Consider the following 21,291-nt stretch of genomic DNA (forward strand, 5'->3'; position numbering starts at 1 on the left):
TTGCGGGAAACGAATATTCGACCGCAAGAATCGTGTTACGCGGCAACGGTGGCACACCCCGCTCCGCCGGTCGGGCCAACCGCCGATGACGAATGCGCCGGCGCCGCTCCCGTCGTCCGCCCCGGCGATCCCGCCACTGCCGCCGGTCCGGTTGCCCTCGCTCACCGGGCTGCGCTTCCTCGCCGCGTTCGTCGTCTTCGGCTTCCACCTGCACGCCGGCGGGTTGTTCGCTGGCACGGGAGCCGAAGGCGTCCTCGAAGCGGTGTTCGGGCAGGGCGCGACCGGGGTCGGGTTCTTCTTCCTCCTGTCCGGTTTCGTGCTCACGTGGTCCGCGCGGGAAGGCGTGCCGGCGAGCGTCGGCCGGCGGCGCAGGGCGGCCAGGGTGCTGCCCAACCACGTGGTGGTCTGGGTCGTGGTGTTCGCCGGCCTTGCCTGGCTGGGCGGCGTGTCCGTGCTCTCGGGCGTGGTGGGGCTGTTCCTGCTCCAAGCCTGGGTGCCGGTCCAGTCGGTCTACTTCGGCGTCAACACGCCGGCGTGGTCGCTGTCGTGCGAGGCCGCGTTCTACGCGGCGTTCGCCTGGCTCCTGGCACGGGTGGACCGCGTGCCGCGGCAGAGGCTCTGGGCGCTCGCGCTCGGCCTCATGGCCGCGGTGGTCCTGGTCCCGGTGATCGCCCTGCCGCTGCCCGCGGACCTGGAGTACTGGTTCGTCTTCGTCTTCCCGGTGACCCGGGCGCTGGAGTTCGTGCTGGGCATGGCGCTGGCCCGGATCGTGCGCGCCGGCCGCTGGCCCCGGCTGCCCCTGTGGCGGGCGGGCGCGCTCGCGGTCGCCGGGTACGTCGGCTCCGGTCACCTGCCGGGCACGTTCGGCTACGTCGCCGGCACGGTCGTCCCGCTGGCGCTGCTCATCCCGGCCGCCGCGGTCGCCGACATCACCGGCGCGCGGTCACCGTGGCGCGGCCGCACGGCGGTGTTCCTCGGCGAGGTCTCGTTCGCCTTCTACCTGGTGCACCAGGTGGTGATGCGGGCGGCGGAGGAACTCGGGCCGCACGACGTCGCCCTGGCCGGGGCGATCGGGATCGCCGTGGCCGTCCTGGGCGTCTCGCTCGGGCTGGCGTGGCTGCTGCACCGGCTCGTCGAACGGCCGGCGCAGCGCCGCCTGCTCAGGCCGGCAGCTCCCGCCTGAGCACCTTCTCCAACTCGTGCCCGGCCGCGTCCCACGACCGGCCGGACACGCTCGCCGACGCGGCCCGGGCCACCGCGTCGAAGTCCGGTGACGTGACCACGTCGGACAGCGCGCGGGCCAGGTCGTGCGGTGTCGCGGGCGCGTACCGGACGTGGTCGTTGTCCAGCACGACCCGGTTGTGCACGGCGTCGTTGACGACCGGCAGGCACCCGGCGGCCAGCATCTCGTGCGGCACCAGCGAGACGTTCGTCATCGACAGCGTGAGGCCCGCGTAGCACCGGTTGTAGATCTCGTTGAGCCGGTCGGGCGTGACCAGCCCGTGGTCGACGTGCCGCGGGCCCAGCGAGCCGATCTTCTCCCCGTACGTGTGGATCACGACGTCCGGGTGCCGCTCGGCGAAGATCTCCAACGCCAGCAACCCGATCTCGATCGCCCGCCGGGGCGCCAGCCGGCGCGCGTAGAACACCACGCCGTTCCGCCGCACGCCCTCGGTCAGGTGGTAGCGGTCCGCGTCGCAGCCGAAGTCGAAGTGGTCGGCCGCCATCCCCGTCTCGGCGCGCACCTTGTTGGCCAGGAACCGGCCGGCGGTGAAGCCGTGGAACCCCATCCGGTAGGTGTTCTCCGCCAACGCCGAGAGCCCTCCGACCGGGAAGAACCACGGCTCGTAGTCCTGCACGAGGTAGAACCGCCTGCCCGCGCACGGGTCGTTGAACGCCGGGTAGGCCGTCATCCAGGCGGTGGCGAACACGGCGTGCGCGTCGGCCATCCCGTCCGCCACGTCGTGCACCGACCCGCGGAAGCCCGGGAACGCCGACCTGATCACCTGCTCGTGGTCGGCCGCACGGCTGCCGTACACGTCGTACAGGTACAGCCGGCACGTGTGCCCCACCGACTCCAGGTGCTCGATCAGCCGGAACATCGTGGTGTGCCCGCCGGAGCCCGGTGAGGGCGGCGTGCTGACCCAGTTGACCACCAGCCGCCCGTCCTCCGGCACCGGCGGCACGACCACCGGCCGCCGCGCGCCGATGTCCGCCGCGCGCACGTCCTCCAGGCGCACCGGGAACACCTCGGCGCCCGCGCCGAACCGCCGTGCCGCACGGCCGAGCGCGCGGGCGCCGACCTGACGCACACCCTGTTCGCGCATGATGCGCGTGACCTGGTGCGCCCGCCGTCGCAACTGCCGGACGACCCTCACGCGCCACTCCTCCGCAACAGGCCCAGCACCTCGTGGCGCAGGGGGAACACCACGGCCGCGTACGCCAGCGACGCCAACGCGCCGCCCACCAGCAGCCGCCACAGGGCGCCGTCGAGGACCCACTGCACGCCCGACGCCACCAGGACCATCACCACACCGCCGGCCACCGGCCGCGCGACCGCCGCGCCCAAAGCCCGCGCCCGCAACCCGTAGGGCCGGAAGGCGATCAGGTACGCGGGCACGATCACCACGAGCACGACCACGCTCTGCGCCAGCGCCACGCCCCGGATGCCGTCCAGGTGCGCGCCCAGCGCCAGCAGCGGCACGAGCGCGGCCAGCCACACCAGGTGGATGACCAGGATCGCGCGCGACCGCCCGGCGCCGGCCAGGTAGTCGTACCCGAGCTCCAACGCCACCCGCAGCGCTCCCAGCAGCACCAGCAACGCCAACGCCTGCGCGGCCGGCGCCCACCGCTCGCCGTACACCGTGCGCACGAGCGGGTCGGCCAGCGCCGCCAGCAGCACGCACGCGGGCACCGTCACCAGCGCGAGCAGCCGCAACGCACGCGCGAACGTACGCGCGAACAGCTCCGGATCATCTCTGACCTGCGCGAACGCCGCCAGTGACACGCTGCGCACCGGCTGCGAGAACGCGCCGACCGGCCAGTTCGCCAGGTTGAACGCGAGCAGGTAGAACCCCAGCGGCACCGTGCCGAGCACGCCGCCCACGATGACGTAGTCGACGTTGAGCACCCCGAACACGAGCAGGCTCGCACCCGCCAACGGCAGCCCGAACGCCAGCACCTCCCGTGCCCGCGCCGGGTCGAACCCCGGTCCGTAGCGCTTCGGCGTGTAGGCGAACATCACCACCGCGGCGACCAGGTTGGTGGCGATCCGCGACCACGCCAGGCTCCACGCGCCGAAGCCCAGCAGCGCGAGCACGACCACCACGGCCGTGCCGACGACGAACGCCGACGTGTCCGCGACGAACTTGTGGTCCTGCCGGAACTCGCGTTGCAGCACGGCGCCCGGCACCGCCGACGCGCCGGCGACCACCAGCGACAACGACATGAGCTGGATCACGCCCGTCGCCTGCGGCGTGTCCATCGCCTCGGCGAACCACGGCGCGCCGAGCACGCACAGCAGCGCCAACAGCGCGCCGGACGCGATGGACAGCGTCGTCACCGTGGGCGCGAGCTCCTCGACCGGGCGTTCGCTGCGCACCAGGGCGACGCTCACGCCCATCTCGCTGACGCTCATCACGATGTTGAGCACCACCAGCGCGACCGCGAACACGCCGAACTGCTCCGGTGCGATCAGCCGGGCCAGCAGGACGCCGACACCCACCTGGCCCAACCGCTGCACCAGGCTGTTGACCACGCTCCACCGGATCGCCGAACCGACCTTGCGCCGCAGTTCCGGCCGCCCGGTCACCGGCGGCTCCACCTCGGCGGTCACTGGCCGCGCCACTTCCAGACCTGCTTGCCCACGACGCCTGCGCCGCGCTTGACCAGGTGGCTGCCGACGAACAGCTGCGTGCGGCTGCACACCCTCGGCCCCACCGCCCGTCGCCGCCGCAACGCCCGGTACTCGGGCAACCGCGCCGCGTCGGGGAACACCCGCCGGGCGAACGCCTCCAGCTCGTCCACCGGGATCTCGTCGAGCCGGTCCCGGTCGTAGGCGCGCACCGCCCGCCACAGCGCGTCCTTGGCGATCGACCGGTCGGCCAGCGCCCGCAGCCGCGCCGGCAGGTCGGGGTGCTCGGCGAAGAACCGCTCGAACACGGCCTGCCGCTGCTCCAGGTCGGCGAAGAGCGACGAGAACTGCGTGCGCATCATGCTCTGCTGGTGCACGCGGTAGTACGCGGCGGGCTTGCCGCGCACGTAGCCGATGTCGGACACCGCGGCGATGCGCATCCACATCTCCAGGTCGCCCGCGTGCGGCAGGTCGGGCCGGTAGCCGCCGACGGCCTGCTGCACCGACGTGCGCACCACGGCCTCGGGCGAGGACAGCACGTTCTGCCCGGTGCGGCATCGCGCCTCGATCCAGTCCACACCGGACCAGACCGTGCGGCCGGCCGGCGGGGCGATCACGGACGGCAGGTTGTCGTGATCGGTGTAATAAACAACACGTCCGTACACCATGCCGACGTTCGGGTTCGCCTCGAAGACCTCGGCGGCACGGGCCAACGCGCCCGGCGCGAGCAGGTCGTCGGCGGACAGCAGCACGGTGTAGTCGGCCTTGGCCCACTCCAGCAGGCCCTCGTTGTAGGTCGCGATGTGGCCCTGGTTGACCTCGTGCCTGCGGCCCTCGACCCGGGGGTCCCGCGTCAACTCGGCCACGACCTCGGGCGTCTCGTCGGTGGACGTGTCGTCGATGATCAGCACCCGCACGTCGACACCGGGTTGGTCGAGCACGCTCTTCACGCACGCGCGCAGGAACCGCGCGTAGTTGTAACACGGGATGACGACGTCGACCGTTGGTCGTGCCGGGGGCTCAGTCACGCTCTACTCATCGTGCGCGACCGCGGATCGTTAACGGCGCGGCCCCGATCCCGATGTACGGGACACGAGGGAAGGGGTTCCATGGACCACGTCGTGCTGACGCGCTTCAACCTGCCGTCCGTCGGGGCGGAGAGCGTCGTGCGGGCGCGGGAGGGGTGGTTGACCGAACGCGTCGGGCTGTTCGAGCGGTACTGCCTGCCGTCCGTGGCGGCGCAGACGTCCTCGGACTTCCGGTGGCTCGTCTACTTCGACCCGGAGAGCCCGCGGTGGCTCAAGGACCGCATCGAGGCGCACGGCGACGCGTACACGCCGGTGTTCCGCACGCAGGTCAGCCGCGACGAGCTGGTCGAGGACATCGCCAAGCTCTTCCCGGTCAAGGGCGACGAGCTGATCACCACCAACCTCGACAACGACGACGGCCTCGCCGCGGACTTCGTCGCCCGGCTCCAGGCGCAGCCCTCCACCGGTCGCCGCACCGCCCTGTACCTGGCGAACGGGCTGGTCAAGAGCCCGACCGGGTTGTTCGCGCACCACGACCGCGACAACGCGTTCGCCTCGATGCGGGAGAGCTGGGACGCGCCGGTGACGTGCTGGGCCGACTGGCACAACCGGCTGCACCGGCACGCCGAGGTGGTGTCGCTGGGCGGACCGCCCGGCTGGCTCCAGGTCGTGCACGGCGGGAACGTGAGCAACCGCACCCGCGGCAGGCTGGTCGCGCCCGCGCCGCACCGGGAGCTGTTTGGCGCGGCGCTGGACGACGTGCCGGAGCCCGCCGGCGGTGTGCTGGCCCGTGACCGGTTCGTCGGTCACCCGCTGCGGTCGGCGCGTGACGGGGCCCGGTACGTGGTCAAGACCGCGGCGATGCGGCTGCTCGGCCCGGACGGCTTCGAGAAGGCGAAACGGGTGCTGGCCGCGCGGACGTCGAGGTGAAGCCGACCCGTGCGGCGCTGGCGCTCGCCCTCGTCGCGACCGCGTGCACGGCCGAGGCGCAACGGCCGGCCGACCCGCCACCGGTCCTCGCCGGCCCGTCCGTCGACTACTACAAGCAGTGGGCCAACGGACCCAACCCGACCGGCGACCCGGCCGTGTTCCCGATCAACGTCTGGATGCAGGACCCGTCCGGCGTGGAGAACGGGAAGAAGCTCGGCCGGGCGTTCCCGGAGATCGGCGTCGACTTCGGCATCGGGCTCTGGGAGGACGAGTGGTGGTACCTCCGCCAGGAAGGGCTGCACGAGACCGACTGGCGCGTGTACGTGGACGGCACGCGCGTCGACGCGGTCCTGGCCGACACCGCGCACGCACGCAACTACGTCGGCTACCTGATCGCCGACGAGCCGGACATGACCAAGGTCTACGGCGACGTGTTCCACCCGGACATGCAGCCGTCGGCGATCGTGAAGGCCGCCGACGCGGTGCGCGCCGAGGACCCGTCCCGGCCGACGTACCTCAACTTCAGCCCGTGGATGGGCACGCCGACCGGCGAGATCGGCTACGGCTACATCGAGGAGTCCTACGAAGAGGACATGCGGACCTACTGCTCGGCCGCGGACATCGCGTCGGCCGACTACTACGGCTGGACGCACCCGGACCGCAACCACACCGTCGGCGCGTACAGCTACGGGCAGGTCATCGACACGATGCGCAAGTGGTGCGGCCCGGACAAGCCGCTGTACGGGTTCGTCGAGACGGGGCACCCGCACGACCGCGGCGAGATCATCGACCCCGACCAGCTCGAATCGGCGGTGTGGAACACGATCCTGCACGGCGCCACCGGCATCAACTACTTCGCGCACAGCTTCTACACCGACGGGACGGGGGAGTACTCCAGCATCCTGACCCGCCCGGAGATCACCGCCCGCGTCGCCGCCGTGAACGCGCGGTTGAAGTCGTTGGCGCCGGTGCTCAACGCGCCGAACGCGCCGGGCGTGACCGCGTCGAGCGACAACGGCATCCCGGTCCCCGTGCTGCACAAGCAGCTCGGCGACACCCGGTGGGTGCTGGCGCAGACCGACGGCACCAAGGACCACCCCCGCAGCCTCGCCGCCCGCGTCACGCTCACCGTGCCGGTGTCGTCGGGCACGGCCACGGTGGTGGACGAGGACCGGAGCGTGCCGATCGTGGACGGCCGGATCGTGGACGACTTCGGTCCGTACCAAGTCCACGTGTACCGGTTCTGACGGCTAACGGCGGGGCGCCGGCCGGCGATGGGGGCAGTGGACCCCAACCCACGGAGGCCGATCGTGCTCAGACAGATCCGCAAGGCGCCGGCGGTGTGCGGCGCGGTCGCCCTGGGAGCGGCGCTGCTGCTCGGACCGTCCGGGACGGCCGTGGCGGCCCCCGTGCGCGTGCTCGCCTACGTCGCCAACAACGGCGGCGGGGTGTCGGTGCTGGACACCGCGACGAACGCCGTCACCGCCACGCTCGTCGACTCCGCGGGCGACTCGCCCTACGGCGTCGGCGTCGCGTTCGACGGCACGCGCGGCTACGTGACGAACGTCCGGGACGACACGCTCACCATCATCGACACGCCGACCAACACCGTGGACGCGTCCGTGCCGGTCGGCGACGGCCCCGCCGGCGTCGTCGTGTCGCCGTCGGGTGGGCACGTGTACGTGTCGAACTACCTGGCGGGCACGGTGTCCGTGGTGGACGCGGCCACGGCGACGACCACCGAGACCATCCCGGTCGGCGCGAACGCCGACGGCATCGCGATCGCGCCGGACGGCAGGCGGCTCTACGTCGCCCACGACGTCGCGGGCCCCGGCACGGTCTCCGTGGTGGACACCGCGACGAACGCGAAGGTCGCCGACATCCCGACCGGCAACACCCCGACCGCCGTGGCCGTGACCCCCGACGGCGCGAAGCTCGTCGTGGTCAACAAGCTGTCGAACACCGTGTCCGTGGTCGACACCGCGTCCAACGCCGTGATCGGCGCGGTCCCGGTCAGCTTCATCCCGCACGGCGTCGCGATCTCCCCGGACGGCGCGCGCGCCTACGTGACCAACAGCGAAGGCCACAGCCTGTCGGTGGTCGACCTCAACGCGCTGACGCAGGTGGCCCGGATCCCGGTGGGCAGCAGGCCGATCAGCGTCTCCCTGACCCCGGACGGCGCGAAGGCCTACGTGACGAACTACAACAGCGGCACCGTGTCCATCGTGGACACCGCGACGCTGGCGGTCGTCGGCACGGTCCCCGTGGGCGCGAACCCGGTCGGCATCGCGATCCACGCCGTACCCCCGGCACCCACCAAGCTGACCGCCGGCCACGCCCAGCTGCAGCTGCGCCTGCTCGGCTTCACCGCGCGCGGCCTGGACGCCACCCTCACCGAGTCCCACACGGGCAAACCGGTGGCGGGCAAGCAGATCACCTTCCGCACGGTCAAGGGCCACCCGCTCTGCACCGCCACCACGAACGCCTACGGCAAGGCGCAGTGCGACGCCAACGTACCCCTGCTGGTGGGCCTGGCCACCCTGCTCCAGGGCTACACGGCGAGCCACGCGGGCGACCTGACCCACGGCCGTTCCGCCGCGCACGGCTCCATCGCCCTCACCCTGCTCTGACCCGGCAGAGCCCGGCCGCCACCAGGACCGCGACGAGCAGCGAGCCGATGGCCGCGTGCACGGCCGTGCCGAAGGCGGCGAACTGGAGCAGGAAGCCGAAGGCGACGGACGACACCAGCCGCGCCAACGCCTGCCCCGTCTGCACCACCGCCAGCCCGGACGCCCGCAACGACTCCGGCACGAGCGCGCTGACGCGGGCGGACAGGACGCCGTCCGTCGCGGCGTAGAAGAGCCCGTGCAGCAACAGGGCCGCACCGACCCCGGCGTAACCGGTGCCGGCGGCCAGCAGCAGCACGTACACGCCCAGCAGCAGCACGTGCCCGCCCAGGAACACCGGCCACCGGCCGATCCGGTCGGCCAGGCGTCCCACCGGCGCGGCGGCGAGGAGGAACACCAGAGCCGTGCCCAACGGCAACAGCGGCAACAGGTGCAGCGGCGCGCTCGTCGCCTTCTGCACCAGGATGAACACGAACGCGTCCGACAACGTCGCCAGGCCCAGCACCGCCGACGCGACCGCCAGCCGCCGGTACCCCGCCTCCCGCAGCAGCGCGAGCCCCGCCTTCACCGACGGCCGCGGCCCGGTCGGCGCTGGGCGCGGGTTCTCCCGCACGAACGCCACCAGCACGATCAGCCCCACCACCGCGAAGCACGCGCTCACCACGAACACCGGGCCCGCGACCGTGCCGACCCAGTACAGCAGCAGGAACGTCACCAACGGCCCGAGCAGCGCGCCCACCGTGTCCATGCTCCGGTGCAGCCCGAACGCCGCGCCCAACCGGTCCGGCGGCGTGGCCAACGAGATCAGCGCGTCCCGCGGCGCGGTGCGCAGCCCCTTGCCCGCGCGGTCCGCCGCCATGGTCGCGCCGATCCCGAACGCCGACGCGCCCACGAGCGGGAAGATGAGCTTCGTCACCGCCGACAGCCCGTAACCGACCGCGGCGACCGCCTTGTGCCGGTGCGTCCGGTCCGACAGGTGCCCGCCGACGAGCCTCAGCACCGCCGTCGCACCGGTGTACAGGCCGTCGAGGACGCCGAACTGCGCGTAGCTCAGGTTGAGCGTGAACAGCAGGTAGACCGGCATGAACGCGGTGACCATCTCGGCCGAGACGTCGGTCAGCAGGCTCACCGCGCCCAACGCGACGACCGTGCCGGGAACCCTGCCCCTGACCCGCTCGCCGGGCCGGACGGACGCAACGTACATGCCCCCGATATCGGTCACGTGCGGTAACCGTTACCGCCGTTCGGGCACGTCGTAACGGGGACCACCCGGAACCCGATGACGCGGGTATGCCGGACATAGCGCAGGCCCGCGTTCGCGTGGGCGCCGTCGACGTGTGGTCCGTCCGCGAGTCCGGTGTGGCCGACCACGTCGCCGAGGCCTGGCGACGGGCCGAGGGCGGCGCGATCGTCACGGCCAACGTGGACATCGTGCGCGCGGCGACCCGCAGCCCCGAGCTCGCGGCGCTGATCGCCGAGTCCGAGCTGGTCGTCGCCGACGGGATGCCGGTCGTGTGGGCGGGCAGGCTCGCGGGCGTACCGGTGCCCGAACGGGTCACCGGGTCGTCTCTGGTGTTCACCCTCGCCGAAGCCGCCGCCCGCGAGGGCCGTTCGCTCTACCTGCTCGGCGGTGAGCCGGGCGTGCCGGAGAAGGCCGCCGACGCGCTGCGCGCCCAGTACCCCGGGCTGCGCGTGGTGGGCACGGACTCGCCGCCGTTCGGGTTCGAGACCTCCGCCGCGGCCACCGCCGGGACCGTCGCCAAGGCCGTGGGGGCCAAGCCGGACCTGGTGTTCGTCGGCCTCGGCTTCCCCAAGCAGGAACGCCTGATCCGACTCCTGCGCGCCGAGCTGCCCGCGTCCTGGTTCCTCGGCTGCGGCGCGGGCATCCCGATGGCCGCGGGCGAGTTCCGGCGCGCCTCGGGCGCGGTGCAGAAGCTGGGCGCGGAGTGGCTGCACCGCCTCGCGCTCGAACCGCGCCGCCTGGCCAGGCGCTACCTGCGCGACGACCTGCCGTTCGCGTTCCGCCTGCTCGGGGGCGCGCTGCGCACCCGGTTGCGCCGCTCGACCGCCGACGGAGTCGGCGACCAGCCCGGGGAGCAGAAGTGCCGCTAGCCGTCGTCGTCGTGACCTACCACAGCGCGGACGTCGTCGAGGACTGCCTGAAGTCCGTGGCGATCGCGCTGGAGTCCATTCCGGACAGCCGGGTCGTGGTGGTGGACAACGCTTCCACCGACGACACCCTGGCGGTCGTGGCACGGGTCGCGCCGCACGCCCAAGTCGTCGCCCGCGCGTCCAACGACGGCTTCGCGGCGGGCGTCAACGCCGGGTTCGCCGCCGCGCCGGACTGCGACGTGCTGGTGCTCAACCCGGACGTCCGGCTGCACCGCGACGCCGTCACGCTGCTGCGCGCCGCGCTCGCGCTGCCCGGCACCGGCATCGCGGTGCCCCGGCTGGCCGGTCCCGACGGAGCGCCGCAGCTGTCGTTGCGCCGTGCGCCGAACCCGTTGCGCGCCCTGGGCGAAGCGCTCCTCGGCGGCACGCGGGCCGGCCGGTCCGAGGCGCTCGGCGAGCTGGTGGTCGACCCCCTCCGGTACGAGACGGCCGGCACGGCGGACTGGGCGACCGGCGCGGCGTGGCTGATCTCCCGCGAGGCGCGCGAGGCGACCGGCGTGCTGGAGGAGCGGTACTTCCTGTACTCGGAGGAGACCGAGTACATGGTGCGCGCGGGCGAGCGCGGTTACGCCATCCGCTACGAGCCGCGGGCGCGTGCCGTGCACCTCGGCGGCGAGCAGTCGACGTCGCCGGTGCTGTGGTCGATGGCCACCACGAACCGGGTCCGCGCGGTCCGCGAGCGCGACGGCCGCCCGGCCGCCTTCGCGATGTGGTGCGCCGTGCTGCTGAACGAGCTGCTGCGCGTGCCGCGCGGCGCCAAGCACCGCAAGGCCGTCGGCGACCTGCTGCGCTGGCGGCGGTGGCCGGCCCGCCCCGGCGCGGACCCCGAACCCGGCTGGGTGTGCTTCTCCGCGCAGGACTGGTGGTACCACAACCGGGCGCACTCGGACTTCCAGCTGATGCGGTCGATGGCCGCGCACCGCAGGGTGCTCGTGGTCAACAGCATCGGCATGCGGATGCCGACCCGCGGCAACAGCACCCACGTGGCCCGGCGCGTCCTGCGCAAGCTGCGCAGCGTGGCCAAGTTCGTGCGCCGGCCGATGCCGGACTTCTACGTGATGTCCCCGTTGCCGCTGCCGTTCTACGGCTCGCCGTTGCTGCGCAAGGTCAACGCCGTCCTGGTCCGCGCCCAGGTGCGGCTGGTCGCCCTCGCGCTGGGCCTGCGCACGCCGGTGATCATGGTGACGATCCCCACCGCCTGGGACGTCGTCGCCCCGATGCGCCGGCACAGCCTGGTGTTCAACCGCTCGGACCGGCACTCGGACTTCCCCGAGGCCGACCGCGCGTCCATCGAGGCGTTGGAGGAGCAGCTGCTGGCCAACGCCGACCACGTCGTGTACGTCAGCCACGCGTTGATGGACGAGGAGCTGCCGCGCACCGGCTCCCGCGCCCACTTCCTCGACCACGGCGTGGACGTCGACCACTTCACCGCGCGGCCGGAGCACGAGTGGCCGTCGGACGTCCGCGCGATCCCCGGCCCGCGCATCGGCTTCTTCGGCGCGCTGGACGACTTCGTGGTCGACTTCGACCTGCTGGAACGCGTCGCCGCCGAGCTGCCGCACGCGTCCCTGGTGCTGATCGGCGACGCGACCCACCCGATGGAGCGCTTCGACAAGTACCCGAACGTGCACTGGCTGGGCTTCCGCCCCTACACCACGATCCCGGCCTACGGCTCGGCGTTCGACGTGGCGATCATGCCCTGGCAGGACAACGACTGGATCAAACGGTCCAACCCCATCAAGCTGAAGGAGTACCTGGCCCTGGGCCTCCCGGTGGTCAGCACCGACTTCGCCGAGCTGGCCGGCTACACCGACCGCGTCCGCGCCGCCCGCACCCACGCCGACTTCGTCGACGCCCTGCGCACCACCCTCGCGACCGGCTCCCTGCTGCCGCCGCACGCCCTCCGCGCCTCGGTCGAACCGCACTCCTGGCACGCCCGCACCCTGACCCTCCTCACCCTGACCACCGCGAGGGACCCTCGACTCCACGACCCGGTCTGAGGTTGCGCGGCTGTGTGCTGCGCCGCGAACCTCGCCGTCTTGCCCAAGAGGGGTGGCCGGCGCATCTAGTGTGGGTGTCGTGCAGCCACTGCCCCCGAACGCCCCGTCGCGGATCGGCGACTACACGCTGCTCGCCGCCCTCGGCCGCGGCGCGATGGGGTCGGTCTACCTGGCGCGGTCACGCGGCGGGCGGCCGATCGCGGTCAAGGTCTCGCGCGCCGAGCTGGCCGACAACCCCGAGTTCCGCGAGCGCTTCCGCCGCGAGGTCGAGATGGCGCGCGCGGTCGGCGGCTTCTGGACCGCCACCGTGGTGGACGCCGACCCCGACGCCGACCGGCCGTGGATGGCCACCGAGTACATCCCCGGCCCGAGCCTTCAGCAGGCCGTCCAGGACCACGGCCCCCTGCCCGAACGCGCCGTGCGCCGCCTCGCCGGCGGCCTGGCCGAAGCGCTGGTCGCGATCCACGGCGCGGGCCTGGTGCACCGCGACCTCAAGCCGTCGAACGTGCTGCTGGCCGACGACGGCCCCCGCGTGATCGACTTCGGCATCGCCCGCGCGCTGGAGCACTCCGCGCTCACCGAAGCGGGCATCGTGTTCGGCACCCCCGGCTACCTGTCACCCGAGCAGGTCGTCGGTCAGAAGATCACCACCCAGAGTGACGTGTTCGCGCTCGGTTCGGTGCTGGTCTACGCCGCGACGGGCGGTGGGCCGTTCGGCGAGGGCGCCACGTCCGCGCTGGTCTACCGCGTGGTCCACCAGGACCCGGACCTCTCCCGCGTGCCGCCGGGCCTGGTGCCGCTGATCGTGCCGTGCCTGGTCCGGGAGCCGGCGAACCGCCCGACGCCCGCACGCCTGCTGGAGGCGATCGGCCCGCCGTCCGCCGAACCGTCCTGGCTCCCCGCACGCGTCCGCACCATGGTCGAGCAACGGCACACCGAGCTGGGCAAGCTGCCCGCCAAGCCGCCGACCCGCGTGCTGGTGGACGACCCGCCGCCCAAACCGCCGACCCTCGTCACCCCCGCGCCGGTGCAGCCACGCACCCCGACCGCGGCGCCCGTCCGCATCGACCCCGCGCCCAAGGAGGTCCGCCCCACCGGCGTCCGGTTCAAGACCTCCCGCGCGGTCGGCCTGAGCTGGGCCGGTGCGAACGCGCTGGCCGCCGTCGTGACGGGCTCGATCGCCGACGCCGCCTCCGGCGCGCCCGACGCGGTGCGGGCGGCCGCGTTCCTCGGGTTCCTGGCGTTCGCGCTGGCCGGCATCCGCCTCCTGGTCGGCGTCGCGCGCTCGCCGCTCACCCTCGACGTCGGCCCCGACGGCATCACGCTGTCCAACGGCGAGCAGTCGCGCCGCCTCCCGTGGTACGCGATCGCCCGCGTGAAGGTGGAGGCGCACCACGCCCGCCCGTGGCTCGTGGTCTGGCTGGTCGCCGCCGCCAAGACCCCGGACACGCTGGGACGCGGCAGCTTCACCAAGCACAAGGGCGGCCTGCGCGTCTACCCGATCTCGCACGAGCGCTACCGCAAGCGCCGCGACCGGGACGTGGTCGAGCTGCGCTCCGCCCTCGCCTGGTACGGCTCCGCCGCCTACGACCCCCGATAGGGTGCCCGCCGTGGACGAGCCTGAAGAGCAGCCGGTGAAGTCGGGCCTGAGCCCGCACGAGCTGGCGCTGGACCTGCTGGGCCGCATCGACCGCGCCCGCGACTACGGCCGGGAGCGCGCGGCCCGGTTCAGCCGCCGGGCGACCGCGCTCAAGGTCGGCCTGCTGACCATGTCCGCGACCGCGACGATCATCCTGGGCTGGCAGGACCTGGACTTCTGGACGGGTCTGGCGTTCTCGCTGGTCGCGTTGACCACGGTGTTCGCCGTGCTGGAGCCGTACTTCGCGTGGCGGCCCCTGTGGGTGCTGATGGAGGAGTCCATCTCCCGCTTCCACCGGCTGCACGACGACGTCAGGCACTACCTCGCCGCGACGCCGAGCGACCGCGTCGACGCCGCCAAGGTCGCCGAGCTGTTCGCCGAGTACCAGGCGATCTGGGACCGCCAGAACACCCGGTGGGGCGAGTTCCGGCGGATCAGCGACCGCTGAACGTCGCCCTGCCCGGGCCGTCGGCCAGGAACGACCGCACCGCGCCGCGCAGGTCCTCGGTCTCGAACAGCTCGGCCGCGATCGCGGTGACGTGCTCGTTCGCCTCGGCCACGCCGCCGCTCTCGAAGTGCGCCATCACCCGCTTGGTCGCCGCGTGCGCCACCGTGGGCCCGGTCGCCAGCGCCGCGGTGAACTCCAGCGCCGCGTCGTCGAAGCCCTCGTCCGGCAGCACGCGGTTGACCACGCCCCACCGCTCCAGCGTGGCCGCGTCGTAGCGCTCGCCGGTCATCACGAGCTCCTTGGCTCGACCGACGCCCGCCCGCGCGGCCAGCCGCTGCGTGCCGCCCATGGTCGGGGTCAGCCCGACGACCTTCTCCACCAACCCGAACGTCGCCCGCCGCGCGGCCAGGACGAGGTCGCACGCCACCGCGACCTCGAACGCCCACGTCAGGCACAGCCCGTGCGCGGCGAACACGGTCGGGAACGGCAGCGCGGCCACCCGTTCGGTCAGCTCCAGCATCTGGTCGAGCAGGACCTTGGCGCGCGCGGACGTCTCCTGCGCGGCGAACAGCCCGACGTCGACGCCGCCGCTGACGACCTTGCCCTCGAAGCGGATCAGCAGCGCACGCGCGGGCCGCTCCTCCAGGTCCTCGACCGCCGCCTCCAGCAGGTCGTGCAACTCGGCGGTGTAGAGGTTCAGCGGGGGAGCGTCCACGGTGAGGACGGCGAGCCCCACGGCGTCCCGCTCCAGCCGGACCTGTTGCGCTGCCACAGGCGGGGACTTTACACGCGTCCGGAATGGCGAAAACCACGTGTCCGAATGGCCCAGCGCAGGTGAGAATCTGCCAATGAGTTCCTGGACCGTTCAGCCTGAACCGGTTGACAGCCCGACCGCGGTCGCGGTGATCCGCACGTACTTGACCGACATCATCGGGCGCTACTACGGCCGACCGGCCGTGCCCGAGGAGGTCGACCGGGCGATCGCCGACGACCCGACCGACGACCTGGCGGGGTTCTTCGTCGGTCGTCGCGACGGGGCGGTGCGAGGATGCGTCGGCTTCCGCATGGTTGACCGCGAAATGGCGGAGATGAAGCGGATGTTCGTCGATCCGGCCGCTCGCGGCACCGGCGGCGGAGCGGCGCTGCTCGCGGCGGTCGAGGAGGCGGCTGTCTCATTTGGTGCTGCGGCCATTCGCCTCGACACCCGTACTGACCTGGTCGAAGCGCGGGCGTTGTACGCGCGGCACGGCTACCGTGAGGTGCCCGCGTTCAACGACGACCGCTATGCGGAGCACTGGTTCGAAAAGCGGCTATAGGGGCCATTGGGTTCCCATATCACCGTTGTGATGTGTCTCACTTGACACTGAATAAACGTCACAGTTGAGTATGTGGCGAAAGTCGGCCGCGGAATGAAATGGGGATCAGTCCAGTGGCTTTCGCCGTTGAGTTGACATTTCGTGATGCGCGCCAGGTGCGGAGATCCATTCATCTCGCACACCGGGAATATTGGCGTCCGCTCGCCGAGCAGGGCGTGCTCGTCGGAACCGGCCCGTGGGCCGATGGTTCCGGCGTGCTGCTCATCGTTCAGGTGCCCGACGACGCCGCGGCCCGGGACCTGGTGCGCGGTGACCCGTACGTGCGATCGCAGTCGATCGCAGAGGTGCGCATACGCCAGTGGCACGTGCTGCTGGGTGTGCCGGAAGGTGAGCGCGTGCCGGGCATCGTCCGGCCGCGTGACGGGCAGAGCGCCGAGGCGCGCTCGCGCGAGCCGTTGACGCCGCACGAGCACCGGATCGCGCTGATGATGTTGGAGGGGATGACGAACCGGCAGATCGCCGAGCACTTCTCGGTGTCGACCCGGGCCGTCGAACTCCACATCACCCGCATCTACCGCAAGCTCGACATCGGCAGGCGGGCGCAGCTCGCCGCGGCGATGCCGTGGGGCCAGCGCTCGTACCTGTAGCGCACGTACCGGTCATGGACAGGCCGTGAGGCCGACGGGAGACCCCCGTCGGCCTCACGGCGTTTCCCGGTTCGGGCAGGGCCGCGGTCGTGATCGGCACGCTCCCGCGCTTCGGTGGCGTTATGGCGGCTGATCGGGTGGCAAACGTGGCGAACGGGGTGCGGAACCGATACCGGAATCGTCACCGACCGTGCGGTATGTCACATGATTAGGCGATTCGGGTGACTTCTGTCAATACTCCTTACCCGTCGGTAACGTGAGTGGTGGGAGTCCCGTTGGTGCGCAGCTTCGTCGTCGGATCCGCCGTGGTCGCGGTGCTGGCCGCCGGGTGCGGCGCGGCGGAGGAATCGCCGGTCAAGACGGGCCCCGGCGTCACCGACGACACGATCTCGCTCGGCGTGCTGACCGACATGACGGGACCGTTCTCGGCCACGTCGCTCATCCGGATCAAGGGCTACGAGCTGTTCCTGGCCGAGCTGAACGAGCGCGGCGGCATCTGCGGGCGCAAGGTCGAGCTCAAGCAGGCCGACCACGGCTACGACGTCGACCGCGCGTTGCAGGCGTACTTCGAGCTGGAGCCGCAGGTGCTCGGCTTCATGGACGTCACCGGCGCGCCGATGACCGAGGCCATCGAGCCGGACCTGATGCAGACCCGCGCCATCGCCGCGCCCGCGTCGTGGTCGGCGAGCCTGCTCGGCAACCCGCACATGGTCATCGTCGGCACGACCTACGACCTCGACGTGATCAACGGACTGGACCACGCCAAGCGCTCGGGCCTGATCGGCCCCGGTGACACCATCGGGCACATCCACGTCGAGAGCGACTACGGCCGCAACGCGCTGGAAGGCAGCACGTTCGCCGCCGAGCAGTGGGGCATGGAGCTGGTCGCGAAGGCCGTGCCGGAGACCGCGGACGTGGCCGCGCAGGTCGGCGCGCTGCGCGCGGCGGGGGCGAAGGCGGTGTTCCTGAGCACGTCGCCGCAGCAGACCGCGACCGCCGTCGCGACCGCCGAGCGGCTCGGCTGGGACGTGCCGTTCCTGGTCAACGCGGTGGGGTACGACCCGTTGATCCTCCAGTCGCCCGCGGCGGCGGCCGTGGTGAAGCGGGTGCAGGTGGTGTCGCCGATCGCGCCGTTCGCGACCGACCTGCCGGGGCCGCGCGCGGTGGCGGAGGCGTTCACGCGGAAGTTCCCGGAGCTGGAGCCGACCGGGTCGGTGGACCACGGGTACGTGATCGGGATGGCGTTCGCGGCGATCCTGGAGAAGGCGTGCGGCGAGCGCGACCTGACCCGTGACGGGGTGCTGCGGGCGTTCCAGGACACCAACAAGGTCGACACGAGGAGCCTGACGGGGCAGCTGCGGTTCTCCCTGGTCGGGCGGCCGTCGGCGACGCAGTCGTACATCGCGCGGCCCGACCCGGCGACACCCGGCGGGCTGGCCGTGGTCGCAGACCTGTTCGAGTCCGAGCTGGTCAAGCTCAAGGGCACGCGCGCCAAGTAGCCCTGGCGGGTAGTTTCCGCCGGTCCGCGCGGGGAATCCGAGGCGCATGATCGAGGTGCGCACGACGGTGCCGACGTCCGTGGAGCGGGTGTTCGCGGTGCTGGCCGACGGCTGGTCCTACGCGGGGTGGGTGGTCGGCGCCGCGCACATCCGCGAGGTCGACGCGGGGTGGCCGGGTACCGGCACGCGGATCCACCACAGCGTCGGCGCGTGGCCGTTGTCGGTGCAGGACGTGACCACGGTGCTGGACGTCGACCCGCCCCGGATGCTGGAGCTGGAGGCCCGCCTGTGGCCGCTGGGCGCGGCCCGCATCCGCTTCGACCTGAAGGCCACCTCGGACGGCTGCGAGGTCACCATGCTCGAGGAGGCGATCAAGGGCCCCCTCTCCCTGCTCCCCGAGCCGGCCCAGTCCCTCTTCCTGACCCCTCGCAACCGCGAGACCCTGGCCCGCCTCACCGCCCGAGCCGTCCGCAAACCCACCTGACCCCGCGCGTCGAACGCTCAGGACCTCTGGACGCGGGTCAGTAGAGGTGGTGGTGGAGGGTGCGGAGGAGGAGGCGGTAGGCGTCGCCGGCCAGGGCGTTGCGGGTCAGGGCGGCACGGGCGGCGTTCGCGCCCGGTGCGCCGTGGACGCCGCCACCGGGGTGGGCGGACGCGGACGTCAGGTACAGGCGGTCGACGGGGGTGTCGGCACGGGCCAGGCCCGGGGTCGGGCGGAAGACCAGCTGCTGGTGGACGGCGGCGGTGCCCGCGTTGATCGAACCGCCGACCAGGCTGCGGTTGCGGGTCTCCAGGTCGGACGGCCCGTGCACCACACGGGCGCGGATCAGGTCGCGGAACCCCGGCGCGTGCCGCTCGACGAGCTGCTCCACCCGGTCGGCACGGCGGCGCACCCGGTCGGCGGACCACTGCTCACCCCGCGGCACGTGCGTGTACGCCCAAGCGGTCTCCGTGCCGACCGGTGACCGGCTCGGGTCCGTCGTCGTCATCTGCCCCATGATCACGAACGGCGTCCGCGGCGGCCGCCCGCACGCGATCTCCGCGCTGGACATCGACAACCCGTTGAAGTCCCCTCCCAAGTGGACGGTCCCCGCACCCCGCACCGCACCCGCCGTCCACGGCACCGGCCCGTCCAACGCCCAGTCCACCTTGATCGTCGCGTCGTCCCACTCGAACGCGCCCAGGTCCGACACCAACCGCGGCGGCAGGTGCTCCGCCCCCACCAACCCGAGGTACAACGCCGGCGCCGGCACGTCCGCCAGCACCGCCTTCCGCGCCCGCACGTACCCACCCGCGGCGTCACGCACCCCCAGCGCGCGCCCACCGGCGACCACCACCCGCTCCACCGCCCGGCCGCACTCCACCACACCGCCGAGCCGCCGCACCAACGCCCGCGTCAACGCGCCCGCACCGCCCTCCGGCACCGGGTACCCCACGTCCTGCCCCAGCATCGACAGCAACCACCCGAACGCGGCGCCGCCCGCCTGGTCGGGCCCCAGGTCGGTGTGCATCGCGTTGCCCGCCAACAACAACGGCGCGCCCTCACCCGAGAACCGCTCGTCCCCGAACGCCCGCACCGACTGCAGGAACGACCGCGCGAACCGCAACGCCCCACCCGCGCCCAGCGCACCCACCAACCCCGCGCCCGCGCGCACCGGCGGGAACGGCCGCATCAGCGCCTCGACCAACTCCTCCCGGACCCGTTGCCACAGCGCGAACTCCGCCCGCCACGCGTCACCGTCACCCGCGCCGAACGCCTCCACCGACGCCGCCGTCCGGTCCACGTCCCGCGACAGCACCACGGCCCGGTCGTCCGGCAGCACGTGCGCCAGCACCTCCGGCGCCCGCCGCCACCGCAACCCGTGCCGACCCAGGTCCAACCCGGAGATCACCGGCGACGCCGCGCCCAGCGGGTAGAACGCGCTGAACAGGTCGTGCCGGAACCCCGGCTCCGTCAACTCCGCCGTCCGCACCGCCCCACCGGGCTCGTCGGCCGCCTCCAGCACCAGCACGTCCCACCCGGCGTCCGCCAGCAGGTTCGCCGCCACCAGCCCGTTCGGGCCGGAACCGATGACCACCGCGTCCACGACATCGCTCAACGCACGTCTCCCTGGCTCTGCTGCACCGGCCGACCGAACCGCAACCCCCGCCACCGTCCCACATCGCGCGGCGCGAGCGGGCCCCACGTGCCGCGCCCCTCCGCGACCGCCACCACGAGCTCCGCCAACGCCTCCCGCGGCGGGTGCGCGGGCACCCACCCCAACGCCCGCAACCGTGAACTGTCCACAACGGACACCTGATCCGCCAGCCGCAACCACCCGGGGTGCACGGGCTGCAGGCCCAGCCGCCACGTCGGCCAGGCCACCGCCCGCAACAGGGCCAACGGCACCGGCAGCAGGAACCCGCCGAACAACGGGGCCAGCTCACGCGCGTCCAACGGCGGGTCGGCGGCCACGTTGAACGCGCCGACGGCGTGCCGCGCGAGGACCACCTGGACCGCCCGCGCCACGTCCTCCGCGTGCACCACCTGCGCCCGCAACCCCCGCCACAACGGCACCGGCAGCCACCGCCGCCCCACCACCCGCGCGGGCGCCAACGGGCTCAGCACCCACCGGCCGAGCTCACCGCCCGCGTCCGGCTGCACGATCGCGCACGGCCGCAGCACGGCCACCCCGGGGCGACCGGCGACCAACCGCTCCAGCTCGGCCTTCTGCGCGCTGTACGCGCTGCCGGGCACCCCGCCGCACGGCCACGACTCGTCCACCGGCGTGGCAGCGGGCGTGTACGCGGCGACCGAGGACATCACCACCACGTGCGGCACACCGGCCCGGTCCGCCGCACGCAGCACGTGCGCGGTGCCGGTGAGGTTGGTGCGCCGCATGGCGGGCTCACCCGACGTGGGCTGCACCGCCCACGCCAGGTGCACCACCGCGTCCGCACCCGCGAACGCCCTGCCCAGCACCACCTCGGCGGCCGGCGCGCCCACGTCGCAACTCACCCAATCGGGTGAACCGACGGGTATCCGCCGCGCGATGCCCACCACCGGGTCGCCCGCGTCCGCGAGCACGCGGCGCAGGGCCGTCCCCACGTTGCCGCTGGCACCCGTGACGACGACCCTCATGGCCGCCGGGT

The 21,291-nt window shown here is 72.8% G+C and carries 19 protein-coding genes; 12 read left to right on the forward strand and 7 right to left on the reverse strand.

Going from position 1 to position 21,291, the window contains the following annotated elements; all coding sequences use genetic code 11:
* The first annotated feature begins 85 nt into the window (after nucleotides 1–85).
* Nucleotides 86–1,183: an acyltransferase family protein gene (locus tag ACZ7GX_RS03855; RefSeq protein WP_498772527.1), complete on the forward strand. Its 1,098-nt coding sequence runs from the start codon at nucleotides 86–88 to the stop codon at nucleotides 1,181–1,183.
* On the opposite strand, the gene ACZ7GX_RS03860 is transcribed toward ACZ7GX_RS03855, so the two are convergent.
* Genes ACZ7GX_RS03860 through ACZ7GX_RS03870 form a run of 3 tightly spaced genes read right to left on the reverse strand, consistent with a single transcriptional unit; the run spans nucleotide 1,161 to nucleotide 4,881 of the window.
* Nucleotides 1,161–2,378, reverse strand: a complete 1,218-nt coding sequence (locus tag ACZ7GX_RS03860) for a rhamnosyltransferase WsaF family glycosyltransferase (protein ID WP_498772529.1) — start codon at nucleotides 2,376–2,378, stop codon at nucleotides 1,161–1,163. The two genes, ACZ7GX_RS03855 and ACZ7GX_RS03860, sit on opposite strands and share 23 nt — an antisense overlap.
* Nucleotides 2,375–3,847 carry a lipopolysaccharide biosynthesis protein gene (locus ACZ7GX_RS03865; RefSeq protein WP_498772531.1) on the reverse strand — a complete coding sequence of 491 codons (1,473 nt, stop codon included), beginning with the start codon at nucleotides 3,845–3,847 and terminating at the stop codon, nucleotides 2,375–2,377. Before ACZ7GX_RS03865 ends, ACZ7GX_RS03860 begins: the two co-directional genes overlap by 4 nt.
* Complete coding sequence (locus ACZ7GX_RS03870; protein WP_498772533.1) at nucleotides 3,832–4,881, reverse strand: glycosyltransferase; 1,050 nt, start codon at nucleotides 4,879–4,881, stop codon at nucleotides 3,832–3,834. Before ACZ7GX_RS03870 ends, ACZ7GX_RS03865 begins: the two co-directional genes overlap by 16 nt.
* Before the next feature lie 81 nt (nucleotides 4,882–4,962).
* On the opposite strand from ACZ7GX_RS03870, the gene ACZ7GX_RS03875 reads away from it, so the two are divergent.
* From ACZ7GX_RS03875 to ACZ7GX_RS03885, 3 genes are all read left to right on the forward strand, one after another.
* Nucleotides 4,963–5,811: a glycosyltransferase gene (locus ACZ7GX_RS03875; RefSeq protein WP_498772535.1), complete on the forward strand. Its 849-nt coding sequence runs from the start codon at nucleotides 4,963–4,965 to the stop codon at nucleotides 5,809–5,811.
* A complete protein-coding gene (locus ACZ7GX_RS03880; RefSeq protein WP_498772537.1) occupies nucleotides 5,808–7,058 on the forward strand; it encodes a hypothetical protein in 1,251 nt (416 codons plus the stop codon). The genes ACZ7GX_RS03875 and ACZ7GX_RS03880 overlap by 4 nt, the downstream gene beginning before the upstream one ends.
* Before the next feature lie 63 nt (nucleotides 7,059–7,121).
* Nucleotides 7,122–8,441, forward strand: a complete 1,320-nt coding sequence (locus ACZ7GX_RS03885) for a cytochrome D1 domain-containing protein (RefSeq protein ID WP_498772539.1) — start codon at nucleotides 7,122–7,124, stop codon at nucleotides 8,439–8,441.
* Here ACZ7GX_RS03885 and ACZ7GX_RS03890 read toward each other — a convergent pair.
* Nucleotides 8,428–9,642, reverse strand: coding sequence for an MFS transporter (locus ACZ7GX_RS03890; protein WP_498772817.1), 1,215 nt, complete (start codon nucleotides 9,640–9,642; stop codon nucleotides 8,428–8,430). The genes ACZ7GX_RS03885 and ACZ7GX_RS03890 overlap by 14 nt on opposite strands.
* An 86-nt stretch (nucleotides 9,643–9,728) precedes the next feature.
* Here ACZ7GX_RS03890 and ACZ7GX_RS03895 point away from each other — a divergent pair, with 86 nt between their 5' ends.
* The 4 genes from ACZ7GX_RS03895 to ACZ7GX_RS03910 all read left to right on the forward strand — a co-directional run bounded on the left by ACZ7GX_RS03895 (nucleotide 9,729) and on the right by ACZ7GX_RS03910 (nucleotide 14,697).
* Nucleotides 9,729–10,550 (forward strand): WecB/TagA/CpsF family glycosyltransferase, encoded by an 822-nt coding sequence (locus ACZ7GX_RS03895; protein WP_498772541.1) that lies wholly within the window; start codon nucleotides 9,729–9,731, stop codon nucleotides 10,548–10,550.
* Nucleotides 10,541–12,610, forward strand: a complete 2,070-nt coding sequence (locus ACZ7GX_RS03900; protein ID WP_498772543.1) for a glycosyltransferase — start codon at nucleotides 10,541–10,543, stop codon at nucleotides 12,608–12,610. The genes ACZ7GX_RS03895 and ACZ7GX_RS03900 overlap by 10 nt, the downstream gene beginning before the upstream one ends.
* 79 nt (nucleotides 12,611–12,689) lie before the next feature.
* The gene (locus tag ACZ7GX_RS03905) at nucleotides 12,690–14,210 is read left to right on the forward strand and encodes a serine/threonine-protein kinase (RefSeq protein WP_498772545.1); all 1,521 of its coding nucleotides are present in this window, start codon (nucleotides 12,690–12,692) and stop codon (nucleotides 14,208–14,210) included.
* Nucleotides 14,211–14,220: 10 nt separating this feature from the next.
* Nucleotides 14,221–14,697, forward strand: coding sequence for an SLATT domain-containing protein (locus tag ACZ7GX_RS03910; RefSeq protein ID WP_498772547.1), 477 nt, complete (start codon nucleotides 14,221–14,223; stop codon nucleotides 14,695–14,697).
* Here the strand turns inward: ACZ7GX_RS03910 and ACZ7GX_RS03915 are convergent.
* A complete protein-coding gene (locus ACZ7GX_RS03915; protein WP_498772549.1) occupies nucleotides 14,684–15,469 on the reverse strand; it encodes an enoyl-CoA hydratase/isomerase family protein in 786 nt (261 codons plus the stop codon). The two genes, ACZ7GX_RS03910 and ACZ7GX_RS03915, sit on opposite strands and share 14 nt — an antisense overlap.
* Nucleotides 15,470–15,545: 76 nt before the next feature.
* Here ACZ7GX_RS03915 and ACZ7GX_RS03920 point away from each other — a divergent pair, with 76 nt between their 5' ends.
* From ACZ7GX_RS03920 to ACZ7GX_RS03935, 4 genes are all read left to right on the forward strand, one after another.
* On the forward strand, nucleotides 15,546–16,013 hold the full coding sequence (locus tag ACZ7GX_RS03920; RefSeq protein WP_498772551.1) for a GNAT family N-acetyltransferase: 468 nt from the start codon (nucleotides 15,546–15,548) through the stop codon (nucleotides 16,011–16,013).
* Between the two features lie 113 nt (nucleotides 16,014–16,126).
* Nucleotides 16,127–16,660, forward strand: coding sequence for a LuxR C-terminal-related transcriptional regulator (locus ACZ7GX_RS03925; protein WP_236594835.1), 534 nt, complete (start codon nucleotides 16,127–16,129; stop codon nucleotides 16,658–16,660).
* Nucleotides 16,661–16,923: 263 nt separating this feature from the next.
* Nucleotides 16,924–18,159, forward strand: coding sequence for an ABC transporter substrate-binding protein (locus ACZ7GX_RS03930; protein WP_498772553.1), 1,236 nt, complete (start codon nucleotides 16,924–16,926; stop codon nucleotides 18,157–18,159).
* Nucleotides 18,160–18,205: 46 nt separating this feature from the next.
* Nucleotides 18,206–18,643: an SRPBCC family protein gene (locus ACZ7GX_RS03935; protein ID WP_498772555.1), complete on the forward strand. Its 438-nt coding sequence runs from the start codon at nucleotides 18,206–18,208 to the stop codon at nucleotides 18,641–18,643.
* A 37-nt stretch (nucleotides 18,644–18,680) separates the two neighbouring features.
* On the opposite strand, the gene ACZ7GX_RS03940 is transcribed toward ACZ7GX_RS03935, so the two are convergent.
* Both ACZ7GX_RS03940 and ACZ7GX_RS03945 read right to left on the reverse strand, forming a co-directional pair.
* A complete protein-coding gene (locus ACZ7GX_RS03940) occupies nucleotides 18,681–20,258 on the reverse strand; it encodes a phytoene desaturase family protein (protein WP_498772557.1) in 1,578 nt (525 codons plus the stop codon).
* Complete coding sequence (locus tag ACZ7GX_RS03945; RefSeq protein WP_498772559.1) at nucleotides 20,255–21,280, reverse strand: NAD-dependent epimerase/dehydratase family protein; 1,026 nt, start codon at nucleotides 21,278–21,280, stop codon at nucleotides 20,255–20,257. Before ACZ7GX_RS03945 ends, ACZ7GX_RS03940 begins: the two co-directional genes overlap by 4 nt.
* Between the last annotated feature and the right edge of the window lie 11 nt (nucleotides 21,281–21,291).

Source organism: Actinosynnema sp. NPDC037264 (assembly GCF_055603705.1).